The 18,555-nt window shown below is 71.9% G+C and carries 14 protein-coding genes; 5 read left to right on the top strand and 9 right to left on the bottom strand.

The features are described from left to right. Positions 1–245: 245 nt before the first annotated feature. A complete protein-coding gene (locus A8711_RS12890; protein WP_064445493.1) occupies positions 246–698 on the bottom strand; it encodes an OsmC family protein in 453 nt (150 codons plus the stop codon). Between the two features lie 9 nt (positions 699–707). Then, positions 708–1,505, bottom strand: coding sequence for a TIGR02452 family protein (locus tag A8711_RS12885; RefSeq protein ID WP_069088332.1), 798 nt, complete (start codon positions 1,503–1,505; stop codon positions 708–710). A 128-nt stretch (positions 1,506–1,633) separates the two neighbouring features. Between A8711_RS12885 and A8711_RS12880 the strand changes: the two genes are divergently transcribed. Both A8711_RS12880 and A8711_RS12875 read left to right on the top strand, forming a co-directional pair. Further along, the gene (locus A8711_RS12880; RefSeq protein WP_255365612.1) at positions 1,634–4,066 is read left to right on the top strand and encodes a NucA/NucB deoxyribonuclease domain-containing protein; all 2,433 of its coding nucleotides are present in this window, start codon (positions 1,634–1,636) and stop codon (positions 4,064–4,066) included. 11 nt (positions 4,067–4,077) lie between these two features. After that, entirely contained in the window at positions 4,078–4,788 is a 711-nt protein-coding gene (locus tag A8711_RS12875; RefSeq protein WP_233607837.1) for a hypothetical protein, read from the top strand. Positions 4,789–4,920: 132 nt separating this feature from the next. Here A8711_RS12875 and A8711_RS12870 read toward each other — a convergent pair whose 3' ends face one another. The 7 genes from A8711_RS12870 to hutH are packed head-to-tail and all read right to left on the bottom strand — an operon-like array spanning position 4,921 to position 13,660. Then, entirely contained in the window at positions 4,921–6,201 is a 1,281-nt protein-coding gene (locus tag A8711_RS12870; protein WP_069088329.1) for a HAMP domain-containing sensor histidine kinase, read from the bottom strand. Further along, positions 6,201–6,872 carry a response regulator transcription factor gene (locus A8711_RS12865; protein WP_104112254.1) on the bottom strand — a complete coding sequence of 224 codons (672 nt, stop codon included), beginning with the start codon at positions 6,870–6,872 and terminating at the stop codon, positions 6,201–6,203. The genes A8711_RS12870 and A8711_RS12865 overlap by 1 nt, the downstream gene beginning before the upstream one ends. A gap of 52 nt (positions 6,873–6,924) precedes the next feature. After that, complete coding sequence (locus A8711_RS12860) at positions 6,925–8,193, bottom strand: cation:proton antiporter (RefSeq protein ID WP_064445490.1); 1,269 nt, start codon at positions 8,191–8,193, stop codon at positions 6,925–6,927. Continuing rightward, complete coding sequence (locus A8711_RS12855; RefSeq protein WP_069088662.1) at positions 8,190–9,524, bottom strand: cytochrome P450; 1,335 nt, start codon at positions 9,522–9,524, stop codon at positions 8,190–8,192. Before A8711_RS12855 ends, A8711_RS12860 begins: the two co-directional genes overlap by 4 nt. After that, positions 9,521–10,594: an alpha-hydroxy acid oxidase gene (locus A8711_RS12850; RefSeq protein WP_064445489.1), complete on the bottom strand. Its 1,074-nt coding sequence runs from the start codon at positions 10,592–10,594 to the stop codon at positions 9,521–9,523. The genes A8711_RS12855 and A8711_RS12850 overlap by 4 nt, the downstream gene beginning before the upstream one ends. A 1-nt stretch (position 10,595) precedes the next feature. Further along, positions 10,596–12,161: an NAD(P)-binding domain-containing protein gene (locus tag A8711_RS12845; RefSeq protein WP_069088328.1), complete on the bottom strand. Its 1,566-nt coding sequence runs from the start codon at positions 12,159–12,161 to the stop codon at positions 10,596–10,598. 11 nt (positions 12,162–12,172) lie between these two features. Next, on the bottom strand, positions 12,173–13,660 hold the full coding sequence (hutH, locus tag A8711_RS12840) for a histidine ammonia-lyase (RefSeq protein WP_064445487.1): 1,488 nt from the start codon (positions 13,658–13,660) through the stop codon (positions 12,173–12,175). Between the two features lie 63 nt (positions 13,661–13,723). Here hutH and A8711_RS12835 point away from each other — a divergent pair, with 63 nt between their 5' ends. The 3 genes from A8711_RS12835 to A8711_RS12825 all read left to right on the top strand — a co-directional run bounded on the left by A8711_RS12835 (position 13,724) and on the right by A8711_RS12825 (position 18,553). Continuing rightward, positions 13,724–15,268, top strand: coding sequence for an NAD(P)-binding domain-containing protein (locus tag A8711_RS12835; RefSeq protein WP_043322960.1), 1,545 nt, complete (start codon positions 13,724–13,726; stop codon positions 15,266–15,268). Further along, on the top strand, positions 15,258–16,691 hold the full coding sequence (locus A8711_RS12830; RefSeq protein ID WP_069088327.1) for a class I adenylate-forming enzyme family protein: 1,434 nt from the start codon (positions 15,258–15,260) through the stop codon (positions 16,689–16,691). Before A8711_RS12835 ends, A8711_RS12830 begins: the two co-directional genes overlap by 11 nt. A gap of 353 nt (positions 16,692–17,044) precedes the next feature. Then, the gene (locus A8711_RS12825; protein ID WP_338104091.1) at positions 17,045–18,553 is read left to right on the top strand and encodes a CopD family protein; all 1,509 of its coding nucleotides are present in this window, start codon (positions 17,045–17,047) and stop codon (positions 18,551–18,553) included. Positions 18,554–18,555 lie beyond the last annotated feature (2 nt).

Here is an 18,555-nt window from a genome sequence, read left to right as displayed (position 1 = left end):
CCGCGCTTGGTCGCTTCCGCTCCCGAGATCACGAGACGGGGCGAGCGATCATGGCAGCGGCGTTACGTCCGGGTTACCAGTCATGTTTTCGATAACATAGACGGCTGTCAAGGTAATCGGGGGGTCGAAGCTTTCCGAAGGCTTTTCTGTGGCCGGATGGCGACCCATGCCGGGACACTGCCTCGGCAATGGTTAGCGTTAACAGACCTGGCGGATCGGCCCGGGTGGCACCGGGTCTCCGGCGGTCACCGAGGCTCGGCCGGGCCCCTGTCGCTCGCGTCCACCATGGTGACGGGGGTGCCCAGCTCCACCGTGCGGGACACGGTGCAGAGCCGGTCGTGTGACTGCCGCAGAGATCGGGGCAGCGCCTCGCGGGCCCGGTCACCGTCCGCGCCGGCCGGAAACGCCACCGCGAAGGTGACGGTGAGGTTCTCCATCCGGTTGCCGGCCTCCGGGTCGCGGATCTTGTCACCGCTCACCGTGACGGCGAACCGGGTCGGTTCGGCGCGCCGGCTGGTCACCAGGTCGACGTCGACGGCGGTGCAGCCGCCGAGCGCCGCCAGCAGCAGTTCCACGGGCGTGAAGGTCGCGTCCTCCCCCGTACCCATCGACAGCTCGCCGCCACGGGCGTTGCGCACGACGTACCTGCCCACGCTGGTGCGCTCGATCTCCACCGACCGGAGCGTGTCCTCACTCATGCGACGAACCTACCGAAAGCGCTCCGCGAACGTGCGGTAGACCGGTGTGCCCGGCAGCCCGTCGCGCACGGCGAACACCACGAGGTCGAACCGGTCGACCACCCGGAGCGCGTCGGCGAACGCGCCGGCCACCACGGCCGGGTCGTTGCGGAACACCCCGCACCCCCACGCGCCCAGCACCACTGTCCGATGCCCGTGCGCGGCCGCCACCTCCAGCACCCGCCGGGCCCGCCGGCCCAGCACCGCCGGCACGTCCGGCGCGCGCTCCGGCTGGTTGCGCACGATCGCGCCCAGGTTCGGCGCCGCCGCGGTCAGGAAGGACGTCGTGTACGGCCGGTCGAGCAGGTTCCCCTTGTCGTCACGGAACACCGGCACGCCCGGGGAGTAGACGACGCGGTCGCTGTAGCGCAGATCCCGTTGCCCCCGGTGGAAGGCATAGAAGTCCGGGGCGGCGAGCAGACAGGGATACAGCGCCGACGAGCGGGCGATGCTCTCCTCCTGCGCCTTCGCCCCGCCCAGGAACCCGCCACCCGGGTTCTTCGCCGACGCGAACACCAGACACGCCGCGCCGGGTCCGAGCCGGCGGGCCGCCTGCAACGTCGACTCGTACGTCACCTCGACGGTGTCGGCGCCGGGCTTCGCGCCGTCCAGGTGGAGGACCTCGTCCGGCAGGTGCTCGCGGGTGCCGTCGACCGCGGCGCGTACCGCCGCTTCGATCGTAATGTCCTCGCCGGCATTGTTGCGGTAGCGCCCCGACTCGGCGATCGCGACCGTCTGCCGGGCGATCTCGCGGAGACGGCTGCTCATCCGGAACGCCCGTCGATGTCGTACATGATCGGCAATCTAGGCAGCCCTCACCGCGACGGGCAACCGATTAGTGACCTCCGCTCCGGCCACGTCGCCTGGTGCGACCGGGCGACGAGGGGGCCACCACGATGGACCGCGCCTTGCTAATGTCCGCCCAACCATTGATTGGCGTCATTCATACGGGGGTAGGCATGGCCAACCATGGGCACGACAGGCATTTCAGCAGATTCTTACGAGCTACGGCGCTCGCCGTCTCGCTCATCCTCCCCGTCGGCCTGGTGAGCCAGCCGGCTGCCGAGGCGACTCCGGCCGAGCAACTTCCCGCGTGCGCGGACCCGTCGGTGCCGGAGGACGTCAACCACGCCTCCATCCGGCTCGAAGGGCCGACGACCGGGACCGAGGTCGCGGTTGACGAGCACGGGAAGATCGCTCTCAGCGGCTTCCTGCACAAGAACGCCACCATGGTCGACGTCTCGGTCGGCCGGCTGACCACCACCGACATCACCCTCGGGCCGCCGCCGGCCGGTGTGTCGGACTGGTCGGCGTCGTGGACCGCCAGTCTTCGCCCGGCGGAACTGGGCGAGAACGAGGTGTGCGCCCGCGCCGAACGCGAACCCGGACGCTACGCCCGGATCCTGCGGTCCGTCACCGTGGTGGACCTGCTCCCGCCGAGCGCCGTCCCGGACCTGACCGTCGGCGCGATCACGGCGACCACGGCCAAGGCGACCTGGGGCGAGGCCACGGACAACTACGGCCTTGCCGGGTACGAGATCACCGTCGACGGCGGAACCCCGCACCGGACCACCATCGGCACCCGGTCGTACTCCATCACCGGGCTGTCGCCGTCCACCAACCACACGGTTTCCGTGGTCGCCGTCGACCTGGCCGGCAACAAGTCCGCGACCCGCGCCACGGCGTCCTTCACGACGGCCGCCGCCCCGCCGCCACCGGATCCCGACGCCGACCTGGTCCTCGACCCGGAGCAGGGTGCCGCCACGGCAACATGGCATCCCGACCCCGCAACCGAGACCAGCTACCGCGCCTACCTCGACGGCCAGTTGTACGACGAGTTCTCGCTGACCCACTTCTGCCAGGACGCCGACGGCAATCCGGCGAACCCGTGCACGGCGGGGAACAGCATCGCCCTTCCGATCGGCCCCCTGGAGGAGTACACGCCGTACACGTTCCGGGTCGAGGCGCTACGCGCCGACCGCACGGTGGCCCGTGAGCTCTCCGCCGACTTCACCACCATGATCAATACGGACGAGGTGTCTCCCGCCGCCACCCAGCAGGCGGCAAGCGAAGGCTCTCAGTGCGCCGGGAGCGGCGGAGACTTCTACCTCGCTGCGGACTCGCGTACCAGTGTCACGGTGCCGGCCGGCAGCACGGAGCTGTTCCCGGGCTGCTACACCGTCTCGAACGACAGCTGCCTGGACGCCTTCCTACCGCCGTCCGGGGAGAAGCTCGTCAACTGCGCGGACAGCCTCACCCAGCTTCTCTTCTCGGCGGCACCGCCCGGCCGTGGTCCGGTGATCTCCTCGGTGGACCCGGTCCCCGGTCGCGTCTCGACGCTGTTCGATCCGGGCAATGCGACGATGCCGATCACCTGGTGCGCCCAGAACACCACCACGTGCACGCTCGTGCTGGCGCCTGCCGCGCAGGCCGTCCGGCTCGTCGCAGTCGCGCCCGCTGCCGCCGTCGGCACCTCCTGGGTCGTCGTCGCTCTCTCGGGAATCGGCATCGGACTCGCGCTCTGGGCGCTGCTCGAGATCCTCTTCCCCGGTCAGATCGGCATCCACGGCATCCTCGAGTACCCGATCCGCCACGACACCGACTTCGACACGTTCGAGAACTGGGGCGCGGACGAGGGCGAGTGGTACAACAGCTTGAAGATCTACGCGGAGGTGATCAAGACGACGAAGCTGGTGGCCGACCGGGACGGCATTCCCTTCGCTTGGACCAACGCCGAGGACGGCCGGCTCAAGCGGATCATCGATGCGGCGTGCACCGCCCAGCGTGGCACCCAGGGTACGGCCGGCTGCGACAACGGCTTCGCCGTCTACGTCCCAGGTGGCGTGTCCTACGACCTCCGGCCCATGAAGGAGACCGGGACCCACATCGTGACGGCGATGGGTGACGGTGGATATCCGCAGCCACCGACGCGGGCCCAGTGGTTCTACCCGGCTCGCAGCCAGGGCGGTCGGGCCGCCATCGACGCCGGCTATCCACGCCGGTGGTTCAACACCCATTTCACGCCGAACGAGTGCACCGGGCGCGCGCCGGGAACCGTGTGCGACGAGTTCCCGTTCTGGGTGACGAACCAGGCGGTGAACCTGTCGGGCGAGCGCGCTTCCCTGAAGCCGGTTCCACCGTCGGAGTCGAGCCCGCAGGGCACCGAGATGTCGGCGTTCTTCCGCAAGTGCGAGGTCGCCGACGGAGAGCGGTTCATCGTGCTGCCGGTGAAGCCGTGGGTCGCGGCGAACGGGCCGAGCTTCGGGTTCCGGGTCAGTGAGGGCGGGGCCAGCATGTGCATGAGCCCCAAGCCGGCGGCGGCTCCCTGATGCTCGACGACATGCGCGTACTGCGTGACGCCGTCGCGGAGTACCGTGCGGCGGCGACCGCGGCCGGCCTCGACTGGCCCGAGCACGCCGAGGCGCCCGCCGGGCAGCCGCCCGGCTCGGTCTACCGCATCTTCGGCGTGGACCACGTCGCGGAGCAGCTGACCTGGTTCCAGTCACAGAACTGGCCGCCCCGGCGGCTGCTTCCCAACGGCGGCTGGATCATGCCGTGGCCGGCCGACGGGGGCGAGGAACTCGACACCCTGGCCATCTCGATCGGCACGCCGTTCCCGTGGCGGCACCAGGTGCGCTTGTTCAACTTCGAGCATCTGGTCTACACGTTCGTGCTCGCCGGCGAGTACGAGGGCGAGATCTGGCGTTACGAGTTCACCCCCGACGTCTGGGGTTCGGCTCGTGCCGCCACCAGCCTCGCCGCGCTCTTCACCGGCTGGACGAAGGGGATCGCCGCCGGCGCGGTCGTCCACGATGACCTCAACGGCTGGCTCCAGGTCAGGGAAGACGGGCAGGACGAGGTAGCCGTGCTCCGGGAACGGGTTCCCGACGTCGATTTCCTGACCTTTCCGGTGTACGTGGCGGACGAGTCACTGCTGCGGGCGCGGCAGCGCGAATGCGGGGTCGACATGGACTGCATCGAGCGGGGATTCGACTGCTACGAGGAACTGTCCGACACGGTGCGGGCCACTCGGAGGTCGCTCGGCATCTGACCCGGCACCGCGGGCCGGGGGATGCCCGGGTTCGCACCGGCGATCTCATCCGTCGCTCCGAGCGCACTGGCGGCCAGTGCGCTCGGAGCGACCACGCGGCGTCCCGGTGTGGCAATCCGTCCCGTCCGGCGATCACGTACCGGCGCCGAGCTGCCACATCCGAAGGTTCCTGATCCGCGCGGCCCGACCCGTGGTAGCCGACGATCCCGCCGTGGGAAGGCGCACCGTGAAGCGGGCTCCCCGGCCCGGATGACCCTCCGCCTCGATTGTGCCGTGGTGGCTCGTGACGACCTCCTGAAGCAGCGCCAGTCCCAGGCCGAAGCGGCGGTCTCCGGCGCCCGCGCCACGGTGGAACCGGTCGAAGATCCGCCGGGCGTCCGCCTGGTCGAAGCCCTTGCCGGTGTCGGCGATCACGAACTCCGCGGCGTTGTCCACCGCCCGCAGCGTCACGGTGATCCGGCCTCCCGCGGGGGTGTGGGCGAGCGCGTTCGCCAGCAGTTCGCCGACGACCCGGCGCAGGGCCGACTCGACACCCGGCACCGGCAGCGGGTCACCCGGGACGTCCAGGACGAGCGTGACCTGGCGCTCGGCTGCCCGGTCACCCTCGGCGGCGACTGTCGTACCGATCAGCGCGGTGAGGTCGACCGGCGGGTCCGGCTCCCGGTCGGCGGGCGCGGCGGCGAGCCGGGCGGAGAGCAGCAGGTCGTCGACGATCTCGCCGAGCCGGCGCGTGGTGCCGATCAGCCGTTCCAGGTCGTCCAGGTTCGTGGCGGCGCCGTCGTTGCGTGCCCGGCGCGCGATCAGCTGGGCCCGGGTGTGCACCTGGGCGATCGGCGTCCTCAGCTCGTGGCTGGCGTCCGCGACGAAGCGGCGCTGCCGGGTCAGCGCCTCCGCGAGCGGCGCGACGGCACGGCGGCCGACGAGCACACCGGTGAGCACGGCGGCGAGCAGCCCGGCCACCGCCGCGAGACTGAACGCGAGCAGGAGGTGCCGGCGGTCGGAGAGCTGGAAGCGGGCGTCGAACACCGCCTGGACGACGGTGTCGCCGCGCGCCTCGGTGCGTACGTGGTACGTGGTGCCGTTACGCGCGACGGTGGTGATCTCGGTGGTCCGGTTCGCCGCCACGGTGGCCAGCGTGTCGTGCAACGGGAAGCCCGGTGGCGGCGGGTTCGCGCCGGTGCGCACGGTGGCGCCGTCGTACCGGAAGATCCAACTGCATGCGGGCGGCCCGGCGATCGTCCCGTGTTCCGTGCCCCACGCCAGCTCACGCTGGATCTGCGCCTCCTGGCCGCGGACCAGGACCGCGTAGGAGATGCCACCGGCCAGCAGGAGCAGGCCGCCGATGGTGAGGCCGACGAGCAGGCCGATCCGTAGCCGGGCCCGTCTGACGATCGCCTTCTCGACCGCCTCCATCAGAGGGTCCCGAGGCGGTAGCCGAGACCGTGCACGGTGCGTACCACCGCGCGGCCGAGCTTGCGCCGCAGGTAGTAGACATACGTGTCCACTATCGATGCGCCGGCAGCCTCCTCGAAGACCTTGCGGCGCAGCACGGCTCGCGGATGGACGGCGTTCGGCCGGGCCGCCAGCACCCGCAGCAGCTCGAACTCGCGGGTGGACAGCGCCACCCGGGTGCCGTCGGGCAGCACCGCCTCGCGCGGTCCCAGGTCGAGTCGCCCGGCGCCGATGCGCAGCACGTCGGTCGGCTCGGGCCGGCGCCGGCACAGCGCCCGGACCCGGGCGCTCAGTTCGTCGAGGTCGAACGGTTTGACCAGGTAGTCGTCGGCGCCCGCGTCCAGCCCGGCGATCCGGTCGTCGACGGTGCCGAGGGCGGTGAGCATCAAGGTCCGGGCCGGGACCGCCCGGGCGCGCAGGCGGGTGACCAGGTCGAGGCCGTCGAGCGCCGGCAGCATCCGGTCGATGACCATCACGTCGTACGGGCGGGTCAGCCCGAGATGCAGCCCGCGCTGGCCGTCGAAGGCCTGGTCGACCAGGTAACCTTCGTGGCCGAGCGTCTCGGTGAGCATCTCGGTCAGATCCGCGTCGTCCTCGACCAGCAACAGCCGGTTCGATGTTCCGCCCCGCATATGTTAACGATCTCATAGATGGTTGACGATGGAAGGGTCAGTACTTGCCTCTTCAACTATCTGAAACCGCCAGCGCGGGCGTCCGTACGCCGTCGGGCTGCCGCGCCTCCCGGCGCTCGATCCAGCTCAGCGCCGGCGTCGTCATCAGCGTGGTGACAAGCGCGACCAGCACCAGCACGGTGAACAGGGCGGGGCTCACGATGCCCGCCTCCAGCCCGACGTTCAGCGCGATGAGCTGCATCAGGCCACGGGCGTTCATCAGYGCGCCGACCCGCATCGCGACGCTCGACGGCTCACCCCGCAGCCGGGCCGCCGCCCAGCAGGCGCCGAACTTGCCGGCGATCGCCGCCGTCACGCAGGCCAGCGCGAACAACAGCACCGGCGGCGAGGCGAGCAGGCCGAACTCCGTACGCAGGCCCGAGTAGGTGAAGAACAACGGCAGGAAGAGCGTCGCGGCGACCGGTGTGAGCGTATCCACCACCTTGTCGGTATTGTCGGTGCGCGGCATCACCACGCCGACCGCGAACGCGCCGAAGACCGCGTACAGCCCGATCTCGTCGGTGTACCAGGCGACCAGGAACAGCAGGGCGACGGTGCCGAGCAGCCGGGCGCGGTCGTTGAGGGCCCGGTGGGTCATCAGCGTGGCGGCGGCCGTACGCCCGCCGAACCAGAGCACCAGCCCGAACAGGACCGCTCCGCCCGCGGTGACGATCGCCGGACCGGCCCGGCCGGACGCGACCGCCAGCACGGCGGCCAGCATGATCCAGGCGACCACGTCGTCGATCGCGCCGCTGGCCAGGGCGAGCGTGCCGTGCCGGGTGCCGGCGTGCCCTTTCTCGGTGATGATCCGGGCCAGCATCGGGAACGCGGTGATGGCCAGGGCGACGCCGACGAACGCGGCCGAGACCCCGAGTGACGTCCCGTCGGCCTGGATCGGCACAACGCCCGCCGTCACCAGCACCAGCAGCGCCCCCAGCAGCAGCGGCGCGGTGACTCCGGCCAGCGAGATCACGCCGGCGGTGCCGGCGAGCCCGGTGACCCGATGGCTGCTGAACGCGTACCCGGCCTGGAACATGAACAGCACCAGGCCGACCTGACCCACGATGTAGAGGACCGGGAGCAGGGGGGCCGGGAACAGGGCGTTCTGCACGTCCGGCAGGAGGAGCCCGAGCAGCGACGGGCCGAGCAGTACGCCGGCGAGCATCTCGCTGACCACGGCGGGCTGGCCCGCCTTGCCGAGCAGCCACGCGACCCCTTTGCAGAAGATCAGGATCACCGTGACCGCGATGAAGAACCGTGGCGCCAGCTCCGTTGGTGTCATCGGACAGCCCTCTCGAAGTAGTCGGTGCACAACCGCTGCCGGCGGGCGTCGACCACCATCCAGGTGCCGAACACCAGTTGCCGGATACTGCGGCCCACGTCGGCCCACCGGTCCCGCGACCGCATCGCGGCCAGCCGCAGCCGCCCCGGCGGGGGGCTCCCGACCGGTGTCAGATACGCCGGGCCCCGGCTGGGCAGCGACCGGGTGTGTGAGACGGAGGAGGTCAGCACGTAGCGGCGCAGCACCTCGCGGGTCGCGGCGCGCATCATCACCGGCGCGACGCCGCGGGCCGGGCAGGCGCGGTTCGCGGTGACCCCGTACGGGATGAAGTGCGCGTCGCCGCGCTTGAGCGTCAGCCACCGGTCCGGGTCGAACCGGTCGTCACCGGCGGCCCCACCGCGGTGGAACGCCAGGTAGTTGAAGAGCAGCACCGTTCCGGCCGGCAGCGACACGCCGGTGGGCAGCGTGATCGGCGCCGAGGTGATCCGGTGCGCGACGCCGAAGAGCGGGTGCACCCGCAGCGTCTCGTCGATCACCCGGTCCAGCGCGTCGTCACCGTCCAGTCCGCGCTGCACGTCGGGGTGCGTGGCGAGGGCGAGCAGCACGTGCGCCATCGCCTCGGACATCTGCACCACGGCGGTGTTGAAGAACGCGCCCTGGAGATACCAGGCCGTCTCCTGGGCGGTGAACGGCGGCGGCAGCGTCACCGGGCAGGTGCCCGCCTCGATCCGGTCGCGCAGATACCCGGTCAGCCGCTCGCGCCGGCGCATGTGCCGCAGTCCGGTGCACTTCAGCCCGCTGACCACGTCGTCGGCGTTGGCGACGATCAGCGCCCGCGCGTGCGGCGGGCACGCCTCGCCGAAGACGAGCTCGTAGTAGACCTCGGCCCAGACCGGCATCATCAGGTCACGCAGCCGGACGTGGCTGGTCCGGTCGGCCGGCAACAGGTCGAGCACCCGCCGGGTGGCGGCGGTGGCGAGAGCGTCGCAGCGCTCGCGGCGTACCGCGAGCACCCGCCGGGTCGTGGCGGCGACGGTGCGGTAGCGCTCCCCCGGCTCCAGATGTTCCTGGTGCATGTGCGGTCCGGGCGCCAGCCAGTACCAGAACAGGTCCGACAGCCCGGCCCCGCGGCTGCGTCCGTCCGCCGCAGGATCGGCGTACACCCGCTCGAAGTGCTCCATGCCGACGACGGGGCCCGGCACCGGAACACCTTCGACACCGTTGACTCTGACGAACACCCACTCCCGCAGCCGGACCACGGTGCGGGGCAGCCAGTACGGCACGGTCCACCCGATCCCGGCCAGGACCAGCAGGACGATCAGGGCGCTCATCCGCACGCCACCGTGGCGACCAGGTCGTCGCGAAGGTCGGCCGGCCCGGTGACGCCGGCCAGCGTCAGCGTCCGGTCGAGGTCGGCGTGGAGCAGGTCGAGCACGTGGCGTACCCCGGCGGCGCCGCCCACCGCGAGCCCCCACAGCACCGGACGGCCGACCAGCACCGCGCTCGCGCCGAGCGCCAGCGCCACCAGGACGTCGGCGCCCCGGCGGACACCGCCGTCGAGCAGCACCGGCAGCCGCCCGCCGACGGCCTCGACCACCGCGGGCAGCGCGTCCAGGGTGGCCAGCGCGCCGTCGAGCTGCCGGCCCCCGTGGTTGGAGACCAGCAGACCGTCGAGACCGTACGAGACGGCCAGCGCCGCGTCCGCCGGATGCAGCACCCCCTTCAGCAGGATCGGCAGCGCGGTGATCTCGCGCAGCCGGGCGATCCGGGCCCAGTCCAGCCCGGCGTCCATCTCGATGTCCCGCACCCGGCCGGTCGCGTCGCGCATGTTCTCGCAGCTCAGCCCGGCCGGCAGGTCGACGAAGCCGTGCCGCAGGTCGCGTTCGCGCCGGCCGAACACGGGCGAGTCGACGGTGACGACCAGAGCGCTGCACCCGGCCGCCTCCGCCCGCCGTACCACCGATGCGGTGAAGTCGAGGTCCGGCTGCGGGTACAGCTGGAACCAGAGCGGCCCGCCCGCGGCGGCGATCTCCTCGACCGGGCGGGTGGCCGCCATGCTGACCACCATGATCGTGCCCGCCTCGGTGGCGGCGCGGGCGGTGGCCACCTCGCCCTCGGGGTGGGCCAGCCGGTGGAACGCGGTCGGCGCGATCAGCACCGGCATCGAGATCCGGCTGCCGAACAGGGAGACCCGCAGGTCGCGCCGGGCGGCGCCGCGCAGGACGCGGGGCACCAGGTAGCGCCGGGCGAAGGCCGCCTCGTTGGCGCGCACCGTACGTTCCTCGCCGGCTCCGCCGGAGAAGAAGTCCCAGTGCACCGGGTCCAGGCGGCCCCGCGCGTCGGCGGCCAGCTCGGCCAGGTTCAGCGCCGGACCGTCCAGCGCCGCGTCGAGCGGGCGCATCTCAGCTCTCGGCACTGCTCAGGCAGCTGTCGACGAACGCGACGAGCGGCGCGACGTGGGTCTCCGGCCGGTCCCACCGGTTCTCCAGGTTCTCCGCCAGGTGGTGGGTGGCGACGACCCGGCCCGCCCGGTGATGGCGGACGACCGGATGCAGATAGGCGGCGTCGTGGGCCTGGCCGGCGACGTCCTGGGCGACCCGGTTGACGGTGACGTCGAACGGGTCCACCTGGTCGTGCTCGGGACCGTACTCCAGGGTGACCACGAAGGCGTGCTCGTAGTCGTGGTCGGGGGTACGCAGGCCGGTGCCGGTGAAGTACTCGACGGGCACCTCCTCGTGGTAGCGCGCGTCGGACCCGGCGACGGTGACCACGTCGGCGAGGAAACCGAACTGCTGCCACAGCGCGGAGGTGCGGTTGACCCGCGCGACGACGGCGTCGGCGATCAGCTCCCCGGTGGCGTCCAGCTTCTCCGCCGGCCACGGCGTGTCCCCGTACCGCCGCTTTAGGATCCGGTGCAGCGCCCGGACGGCGTACCGGAAACCGTGGATGAAGCCGCTCGTCGAGCGTTTGAAGTCCCGCTCCTGGCTGATCGTGCCGGCGAAGTAGAGGCCGGGCACGTTCACCGACTCCCACTCCGGGGTCTGCGCCGGAAAGCGGTCCCGGATGGCGAGTTGCGGACGGCAGGTGTCGTCGAAGATGGACGCGTCGAAGGCGAACCCGGTGCAGGCGAGCACCCGGTCGTACCGCAGCTCCTTGACCACCTCGTCGGCGCGGGAGAACGAGAAGGTCACAGTGAAGCCGTCACCGTCGCGCTCGATCCGCTTGACGTCGCCGTCGAGGATCGCGTTCGCCGACTTCAGCTGGTAGGTGTCCAGGAAGTTGTTGTTCACCGCGCGCAGGTGTCCCACGTAGTGCGTGCGCCAGGCCATCCGGATCGAACTCGGCCCGGCCACGTGGATCAGCGTGGTGGTCTCCATCAGGTTGTCCGCGGTCTCGAACGCGGAGTTCCCCTTGCCGATGATCAGCACCTTCTGGTCCAGGTAGTCGCGCGGGTCGACGGACATCTCCGCGTACTGCTCGGCGAGTTCCAGGCCCGGGATCTCCGGCCGGTACGGCTGCGAGACGCCGGTGGCGACGACGAGCCGTCGCGCCCGGAACACCTCCTCCCCCGCCCGGACCTCGAACACCCCGTCGACCTTGCCGACCGACGTCACGCGGCAGCCGTACCGGACACGCGCCCCGGTCTTCGCGGCGAAGTCGGCCAGGTAGCGGACCATCACGTCGGCGTCGGGGAAGTACCGCTCGGTGTAGCCGGTGAACCGCAGAGCCGGGTCGTCGCTGAGCAGCGAGTTCCAGTCCAGCCGCAGGTTCAGCTCCGGGTCGTCGGAGCCGGTGTGCGGCTTGTTGATGGAGATCAGTTGCCGGTGGCGGGGGAAGGTGGCGAAGAACGCCCCCGGTATCCCCGCCTGTTCCAGGACCAGATAGTCGCGCTTGCCGTCGGCTTCCAGCAGGGCCGCGAGCTGCAGGCCGGCCGGTCCGGCTCCGACGATCAGGTAGTCAAGCGTCATGTGCGTCCACCTCAGGAGAAGGAAACGGAGAAATCGGCGATCACATCGGCGGCGCGCCGCACGTCGGCGTCCAGCGGCCGGTCCGGGTCGATCGGCGGTACGACAGCGGCCACCGCGGCCAGCGCCTCGGCGCAGCCGGGCGCGGTCGGCGCACGCGCGCCGACGTACGCCGCCTGGCGCAGTCCCACCGCGAGCGATCCGACGATCAGGTGCAGCAGCCGGGTCTGGTCCAGCGCCCGCAGCGCGGCCTGGGTGCCGAGCGGGACGACGTCCTGGTTGTGCAGGTTGGTCGGCACGCTCTGCATGCTCGCGGGCATGGTGTCCCGGCGGATCTCGGTGATCAGGGCGGTCGCCGCCAGTTGCACGCCCTGGAGCCCGTGCTGCTGTCCCGGGCCGGCGGCCAGCATCGGCGGCAGGCCGCCGTTGCGGTTCGGGTCGACGAGCAGATCCAGTTGCCGTTCGGCGAGGTTGCCGACCTGCGCCACGACCATCGACAGCACGTCGGCGGCGAACGCGGCCGGCTGCCCGAAGAAGTTGCCGCCGTGCACGACGAGGTCCTCGTCGGGAAAGAACAGCGGGTTGTCGGTCACGCTCGCGAGGTCGGCCCCGACGACGGCGTCGACGTAGCGCAGCGCGTCCTCGGCCGCGCCGAGCAGTTGCGGCGCGCACCTGATGCTGTACGGCTCCTGCAACGGGCGCGCCCCGGACGCGACGATCCCGGCGCCGACCCGCCGCATCCGCGCGCCCACGTCGACCGCGCCCGGATGGCCGTACGCGGCCAGCAGCCGGGCGTCGAGGAACTGCGTGTCGCTGCCCAGCAGATCGGCGAGCAGGCAGGTGAGCACCTGGACCGCCCGGTGCGCGCAGCGGGCCGCGTCCAGCGCCAGCGCCGTCGCCGCGGTGGTCAGCGACGTGCCGTTGACCAGGGCGAGCGCGTCCCGCCCGTCCAGCGGCAGCGGTTCCAGGCCGGCCCGCTGCAGCGCCTCGGCCGCCGGTAGCCGTACCCCGTCCAGGTAGGCGTGCCCCCGGCCCCGTAACGCCTGGGCGGCGGCGCCCAGCGGGATCAGGTCACCGCTGGCACCGACCGAGCCCAGCCGGGGCACCACGGGGACGAACGTGGTCGCGAGCATCGCCGCGAGCGCGTCGATGACGTGCGGCGAGACCCCCGACGCGCCCCGGGCCAGCGACGCCGCCCGCAGCAGCAGAGTCGCGCGGACCACCTCCGGGTCGAGTTCCGGGCCCTGCCCCGCGCCGAGGTGGGCGAGCGTGTTGTCGGCCTGGTCGCGCAGGTCGGCGCGGCCCGCGTACCCGACGAGAGCGCCGAAGCCGGTGGTCGCGCCGTACACCGCGCGGTCGTCGCCGAGCACCGCGGACAGGAAGGTACGGGCGGCCGTGACGCGCTCCCTGGCCTGTGCTCCGACCACGACCTTGACCGGGTCACGGGCGGCACGGAGGTCGGCGATCCGCAGTGGGACATCGAGGTCCACCTCTGTCGTCATGCGATCGCACCCTAGAGACGAATTCTCAGAACGCTCTGAGATCGAGTCGCTACGTTGCGGCGCATGACGGTCGACTATCTGATCATCGGAGCCGGACCGGCCGGGTTGCAGCTCGCTCACCTGCTGGAGCGCGACGGCCGCGACTACCTGGTCCTGGAGGCCGGCCCGGCGCCGGGCACGTTCTTCACCACCTACCCCCGGCACCGGCAACTCATCTCGATCAACAAGGTCTGGACCGGGTCCGACGATCCGGAGTTCAACCTGCGCGCGGACTGGAACTCGCTGCTCACCGACGATCCGGCGCTGCTGTTCAAGAACTACAGCCGCCGGTACTTCCCGGACGCGGCCGACCTGGTGCGCTACCTCGCCGACTTCGCACGCGGCCTCCGGGTCAGATACGACACCCGGGTCACCCGGATCGCGCGCGACGGCGACCTGTTCACCGTCGACACCGGCGACGACACCCTCACCGCCCGCCGGGTGGTCGTCGCCACCGGCGTGTCCCAGCTGTACGTCCCGCCGATCGAGGGCGCCGCGCTCGCCGAGCGGTACGACACGGTCAGCGTCGACCCGGACGACTTCACGAACCAGCGCGTCCTCATCATCGGCAAGGGCAACTCGGCCTTCGAGACCGCTGACGCCCTGGTCGAGACGGCCGCTGTCATCCACGTCGCCGGCCCGCACTCGATCAAGCTGGCGTGGCAGTCGCACTACGTCGGGCACCTGCGAGCGGTGAACAACAACTTCCTCGACACGTACCAGCTCAAGTCGCAGAACGCGGTCCTCGACGGCGTCGTCGAGCGGATCGCCCGGCGCGACGACGGCGGCTACCGGATCGACTTCCGGTACGCCCGCACGGTCGAGGCGATCCGGCAGATCGACTACGACCGGGTCATCCTCTGCACCGGATTCCGGTTCGACGCGAGCATCTTCGACCCGTCCGCCCGGCCGCGGCTGGTCATCAACGACCGCTTCCCCGAGCAGACCCCGGCGTACGAGTCGGTGAACGTGCCCGGCCTCTACTTCGCCGGCACCCTCACCCAGCAGCGCGACTTCAAGCGCTCGACGAACGGGTTCATCCACGGCTTCCGGTACGGCGTGCGGGCCCTGCACCGCATCCTCGGCGCCCGCCACCACGACACCCCGTGGCCGGCCACGCCGCTGGAACCCACCCCGGAGGCGATCGCCGACGCGGTCATCGCCCGGATCAACCGCACCTCCGCGCTGTGGCAGCAGTTCGCGGTCCTCGGCGACGTCGTCGTCGTCGACGGCGACACCGCGCGCTACCACGAGGAGGTGCCCGTCGCGTACGTGCACGACGGCGGCCTGGGCCCGGAGCCGTTCGCGTTCGTGGTCACCCTGGAGTACGGGCCGGACCACGACCAGGTCGACCCGTTCGACGTCACGGTGCCCCGGATCGCCGAGAACGACGCCGCGCACGCGCACGACGCCAGCTACCTGCACCCGGTCGTCCGGGTCCATCGCGGCGGCCGGGTCGTCGCGACGCACCACCTCGCGGAGAACCTCGAGAACCACTGGAATCTGCCGGACGTGCACCACCAGCCGCTCGTGCTCTTCGTCAAGGGCGTGCTCTCCGATGCCGGCTGAGGTCTGGCCGCAGCCCGTGCTGGACCTGCTCGCCACCGGTGACGACCGGCCGGTCTTCGAGGACGGCGACCGGAGGGTCACCACGGCCCAGATGTACCGGCTGGTCCGTCGCATCGCCGCCGGGCTCCGGGCCGCGGGGGCCGGCCCCGGCGTCGGGGTGGCCCTGCGGCTCGGCGTCACCGCGGAGGCGTTCGCGGCGATCATCGCGGCGTTCGCGGTCGGCGCCCGGGTATCCGGAATCCGCCCCGACCTGACACCGGCCCACAGCGCCTGGCAACTCGGCGAGAACACGCTGCTGGTCGACGACGCCCGGGTCGCCGAGTTGGCGGGCACCCCCGACGACGGAAGGCCGCTGATCGCCGCCGGTCGCCCGGACGACGTCGCCCGGATCGTCTGGACCAGCGGCAGCACCGGCAGCCCGAAGGGCTGCGCGCAGACGTACGCGGCGATGAGCGCGGCCTGGGCCCCGTACCCGGACCGGTGGCCCCCGGCGATCGCCGACCTCGCCACCCGGCTCCAGCGTTACCTGGTCTTCGGCTCGCTGAGCAGCCAGGTGATGCTGGAGTACGGCATCCTCACCCTGGCCGCGGGCGGCACCCTCGTCGCGGCCCGGCCCCCGGGTTTCCCCGGCATGATCGCCCGGCACCGGGCGACCGCCAGCGTCATCACCGTGGGCAAGCTGTACCAGCTCGTGCGCGACCAGCGCGCCGATCCGGTCGACCTGAGCAGCCTGCGGGCCCTGCTGGTGTCCGGCTCCCCACTCCCACCGGGCCGGCTGGCCGAGGCGCTCGACGTGCTCGGCCCCGTCGTCTTCCACGGCTACGGCCAGACCGAGACGGGGATGATCACGATGGTGACGCCGGCCGAGATGCTGGCGTCCCCGGCCGCGCTCGCCTCGGTCGGCCGCCCACCGGCGGTGACCGCGCTGTCCATCCGGGACGCCGACGGCCGGCCCGCCACCGAGGGGGAACTGTTCGTACGGACACCGGCGCAGGCCACCGCCTACTGGGGCGACCCGGCCGAGACCGCCGACGTGTTCGTCGACGGCTGGGTGCGCACCCGCGACCTGGCCCGGCTCGCCGGCGACGGCTATCTGCACCTGCTCGGCCGGATCCGGGACGTCATCATCGTGCATGCCAACCTGGTGTACGCCGGCCCGATCGAGCGGGTGCTCGCCGCCGATCCCACGGTCGCCGAGGCGTACGTCGTCGGCCGTCCCGACGACGTCACCGGGGAGGCGGTGCACGCGTACGTGGTGCCGGCCGCCGGTCACGACATCGATGCCGGGCGGCTGCGTGCCGTGGTGACGGAGGCGCTGGGCGACTCGTCGGCACCGAAGACGATCCAGGCCATCGAGCGGGTTCCGGTGGCGGCGAGCGGCAAGCCGGACAAGCGCGCCCTGGCGTACCCGGCACCCACATGACCTTCACCGGTCGTCACCGTCGGCGCGCTCCTGCTCGGGTACGCGCTGATCGTGCCGTGGATCTACGCGGGAGCGCAGGCCTGAGGCCCGGAACGCAAACCACCTAGGTGACGCGGTAGGCGGTGTAGCGCACCCGGTCGGCCTCGCGGATCGCCGACGCCACGAAGACGCACTGCTCCGTTGACCAGGCCAGCTCTCTACTACCAACTGCTAGTAGTTCCCTTAGGATGGCGACCGCATCAGGTCGGAGCGATGGGCGCCGGCTCCACGCCTCCTCGACGAAGGGATCAGCGGTGCCTTTCCCGGGGCGTCATCGGTCACCGGCGCGCGGCGCGGCACGGTGGGTGCTGCTGGTGTGGCTGGCGTGCTGTCCCGCCGTGTTCGTGGTGCTCGGGTTCGCGTCGCCCGCCGCCGCGCACTTCAAGCTGCTCAAGGTCGTACCGGCGGACGGCACGCGCGTGGACGCCGCGGTCGCGGAGATCCGGCTGACGTTCAGCGCCCCCGGCACGCCCACCGCGGCCGGCTTCCGGCTCTCCCGCGAGGGTGCGGCCGTTCCGGTGACCACTCACACCCCCGACGGGGGCCGTACCTGGCTGGTCCACCCCTCCGCCGCGTTGACCGACGGGGAGTTCACGCTGCGCTGGAGCGTGGCCGCCCCGGACGCCCATCCCCTGACCGGCGATGTCACGTTCACCGTGGTCCCGGCCGACGCGCCACCGGGCGCGACGGCCACCCCCCGGCCCACGGCCGGTTCGCACGGGCACACCGGTCACGGTGGACCGGCCGTTCCGTCGGCGTCCCCACCGGCCCATTCCGCTGGGCACGCGGTGGGTCACACGGCTGACGCCGACCAGGGTTCGGTGCGGTTCGTCGGCACGGCGGGGCGGTGGCTGTCCTACGGGGCGATCCTGCTCGGTGTGGGTGGTCTGGTCTTCGCGCTGACCACACTGGTGGGTACGCGCAGCGACATCCGGCTGGTCCAGGTCTGGGTACGCGTCGCCGGGCTGACTGTGGCGGCCGGTGTGGTGCTCGAACTGGCGGCCCTGGCGGCCGTGTTCGGCGGGGGCGGTCTCACCTCGGCGGTCAGCGTACCGGCGCTGACCGCGCTCGGCCGTACGCCGGTGGCCGCCGGGCTGGGCCTGCGGTTCGCCGGTGCGGCCGGGTTACTCGTGGCCGGTTCCCTGGAGGCGGCGCTGATCCGGGGCCGGCACGCGGTCGGGCGGCACGCCGTGGCGACGGTCGCCGCGATCCCGACCGCCCCTCGTCCCCTGGTCGTGCCGCCCGCCGGTGACGTGAGCGGCGGCGAGGCGCAGCGGATACGCGCGCGAGCGGTCCGGCCGGTGCTCCTCGGTGTCACAGTGGCGCTGCTGCTCGGTTCGTTCCTGTTCGACGGGCACACCGTCACCGCGGGACCGCGGATGATCGTCGTGGCGGCGGACGTCGCGCACACGTTCGCCGCGGCGGTGTGGGTCGGCGGGGTTCTGCTCCTGGCGGCGTTGCTGTTCGGGCGTGCGCGTCTCGGTGTGCCGACGGGCGCCGCCGAGATGGCGGTGCGATTCTCCGTTCCGGCCAGCGCCGCCGTGGCGTTGACGGGTGTCGCAGGCGTCGCACTGACAGTGGCGATCCTGGACCGGCCCGGTCACCTGGTGAGCACCGGTTGGGGACGGGTGCTCCTGGTCAAGGTCGCGTTGGTGGCGGTCGTGGCCGTCGTCGGGCTCTACAACAGCAGGCGGGTGGTGCCCCGGCTGGACGACCCCACCCCGGACGGGATGCGTCGCCTGCGCCGCACGGTGCTGGCGGAGGCGGTGTTGATGGTGGCTGTCCTGCTGGCCACCGCGATCCTGGTCAACACCGGCACGTAGGC

Source organism: Micromonospora sp. II (assembly GCF_001709195.1).
Lineage (GTDB): Bacteria > Actinomycetota > Actinomycetes > Mycobacteriales > Micromonosporaceae > Micromonospora > Micromonospora chalcea.
Note: the sequence above shows the minus strand (reverse complement) of the source record. Positions and strands in the feature narration are given on the sequence as shown.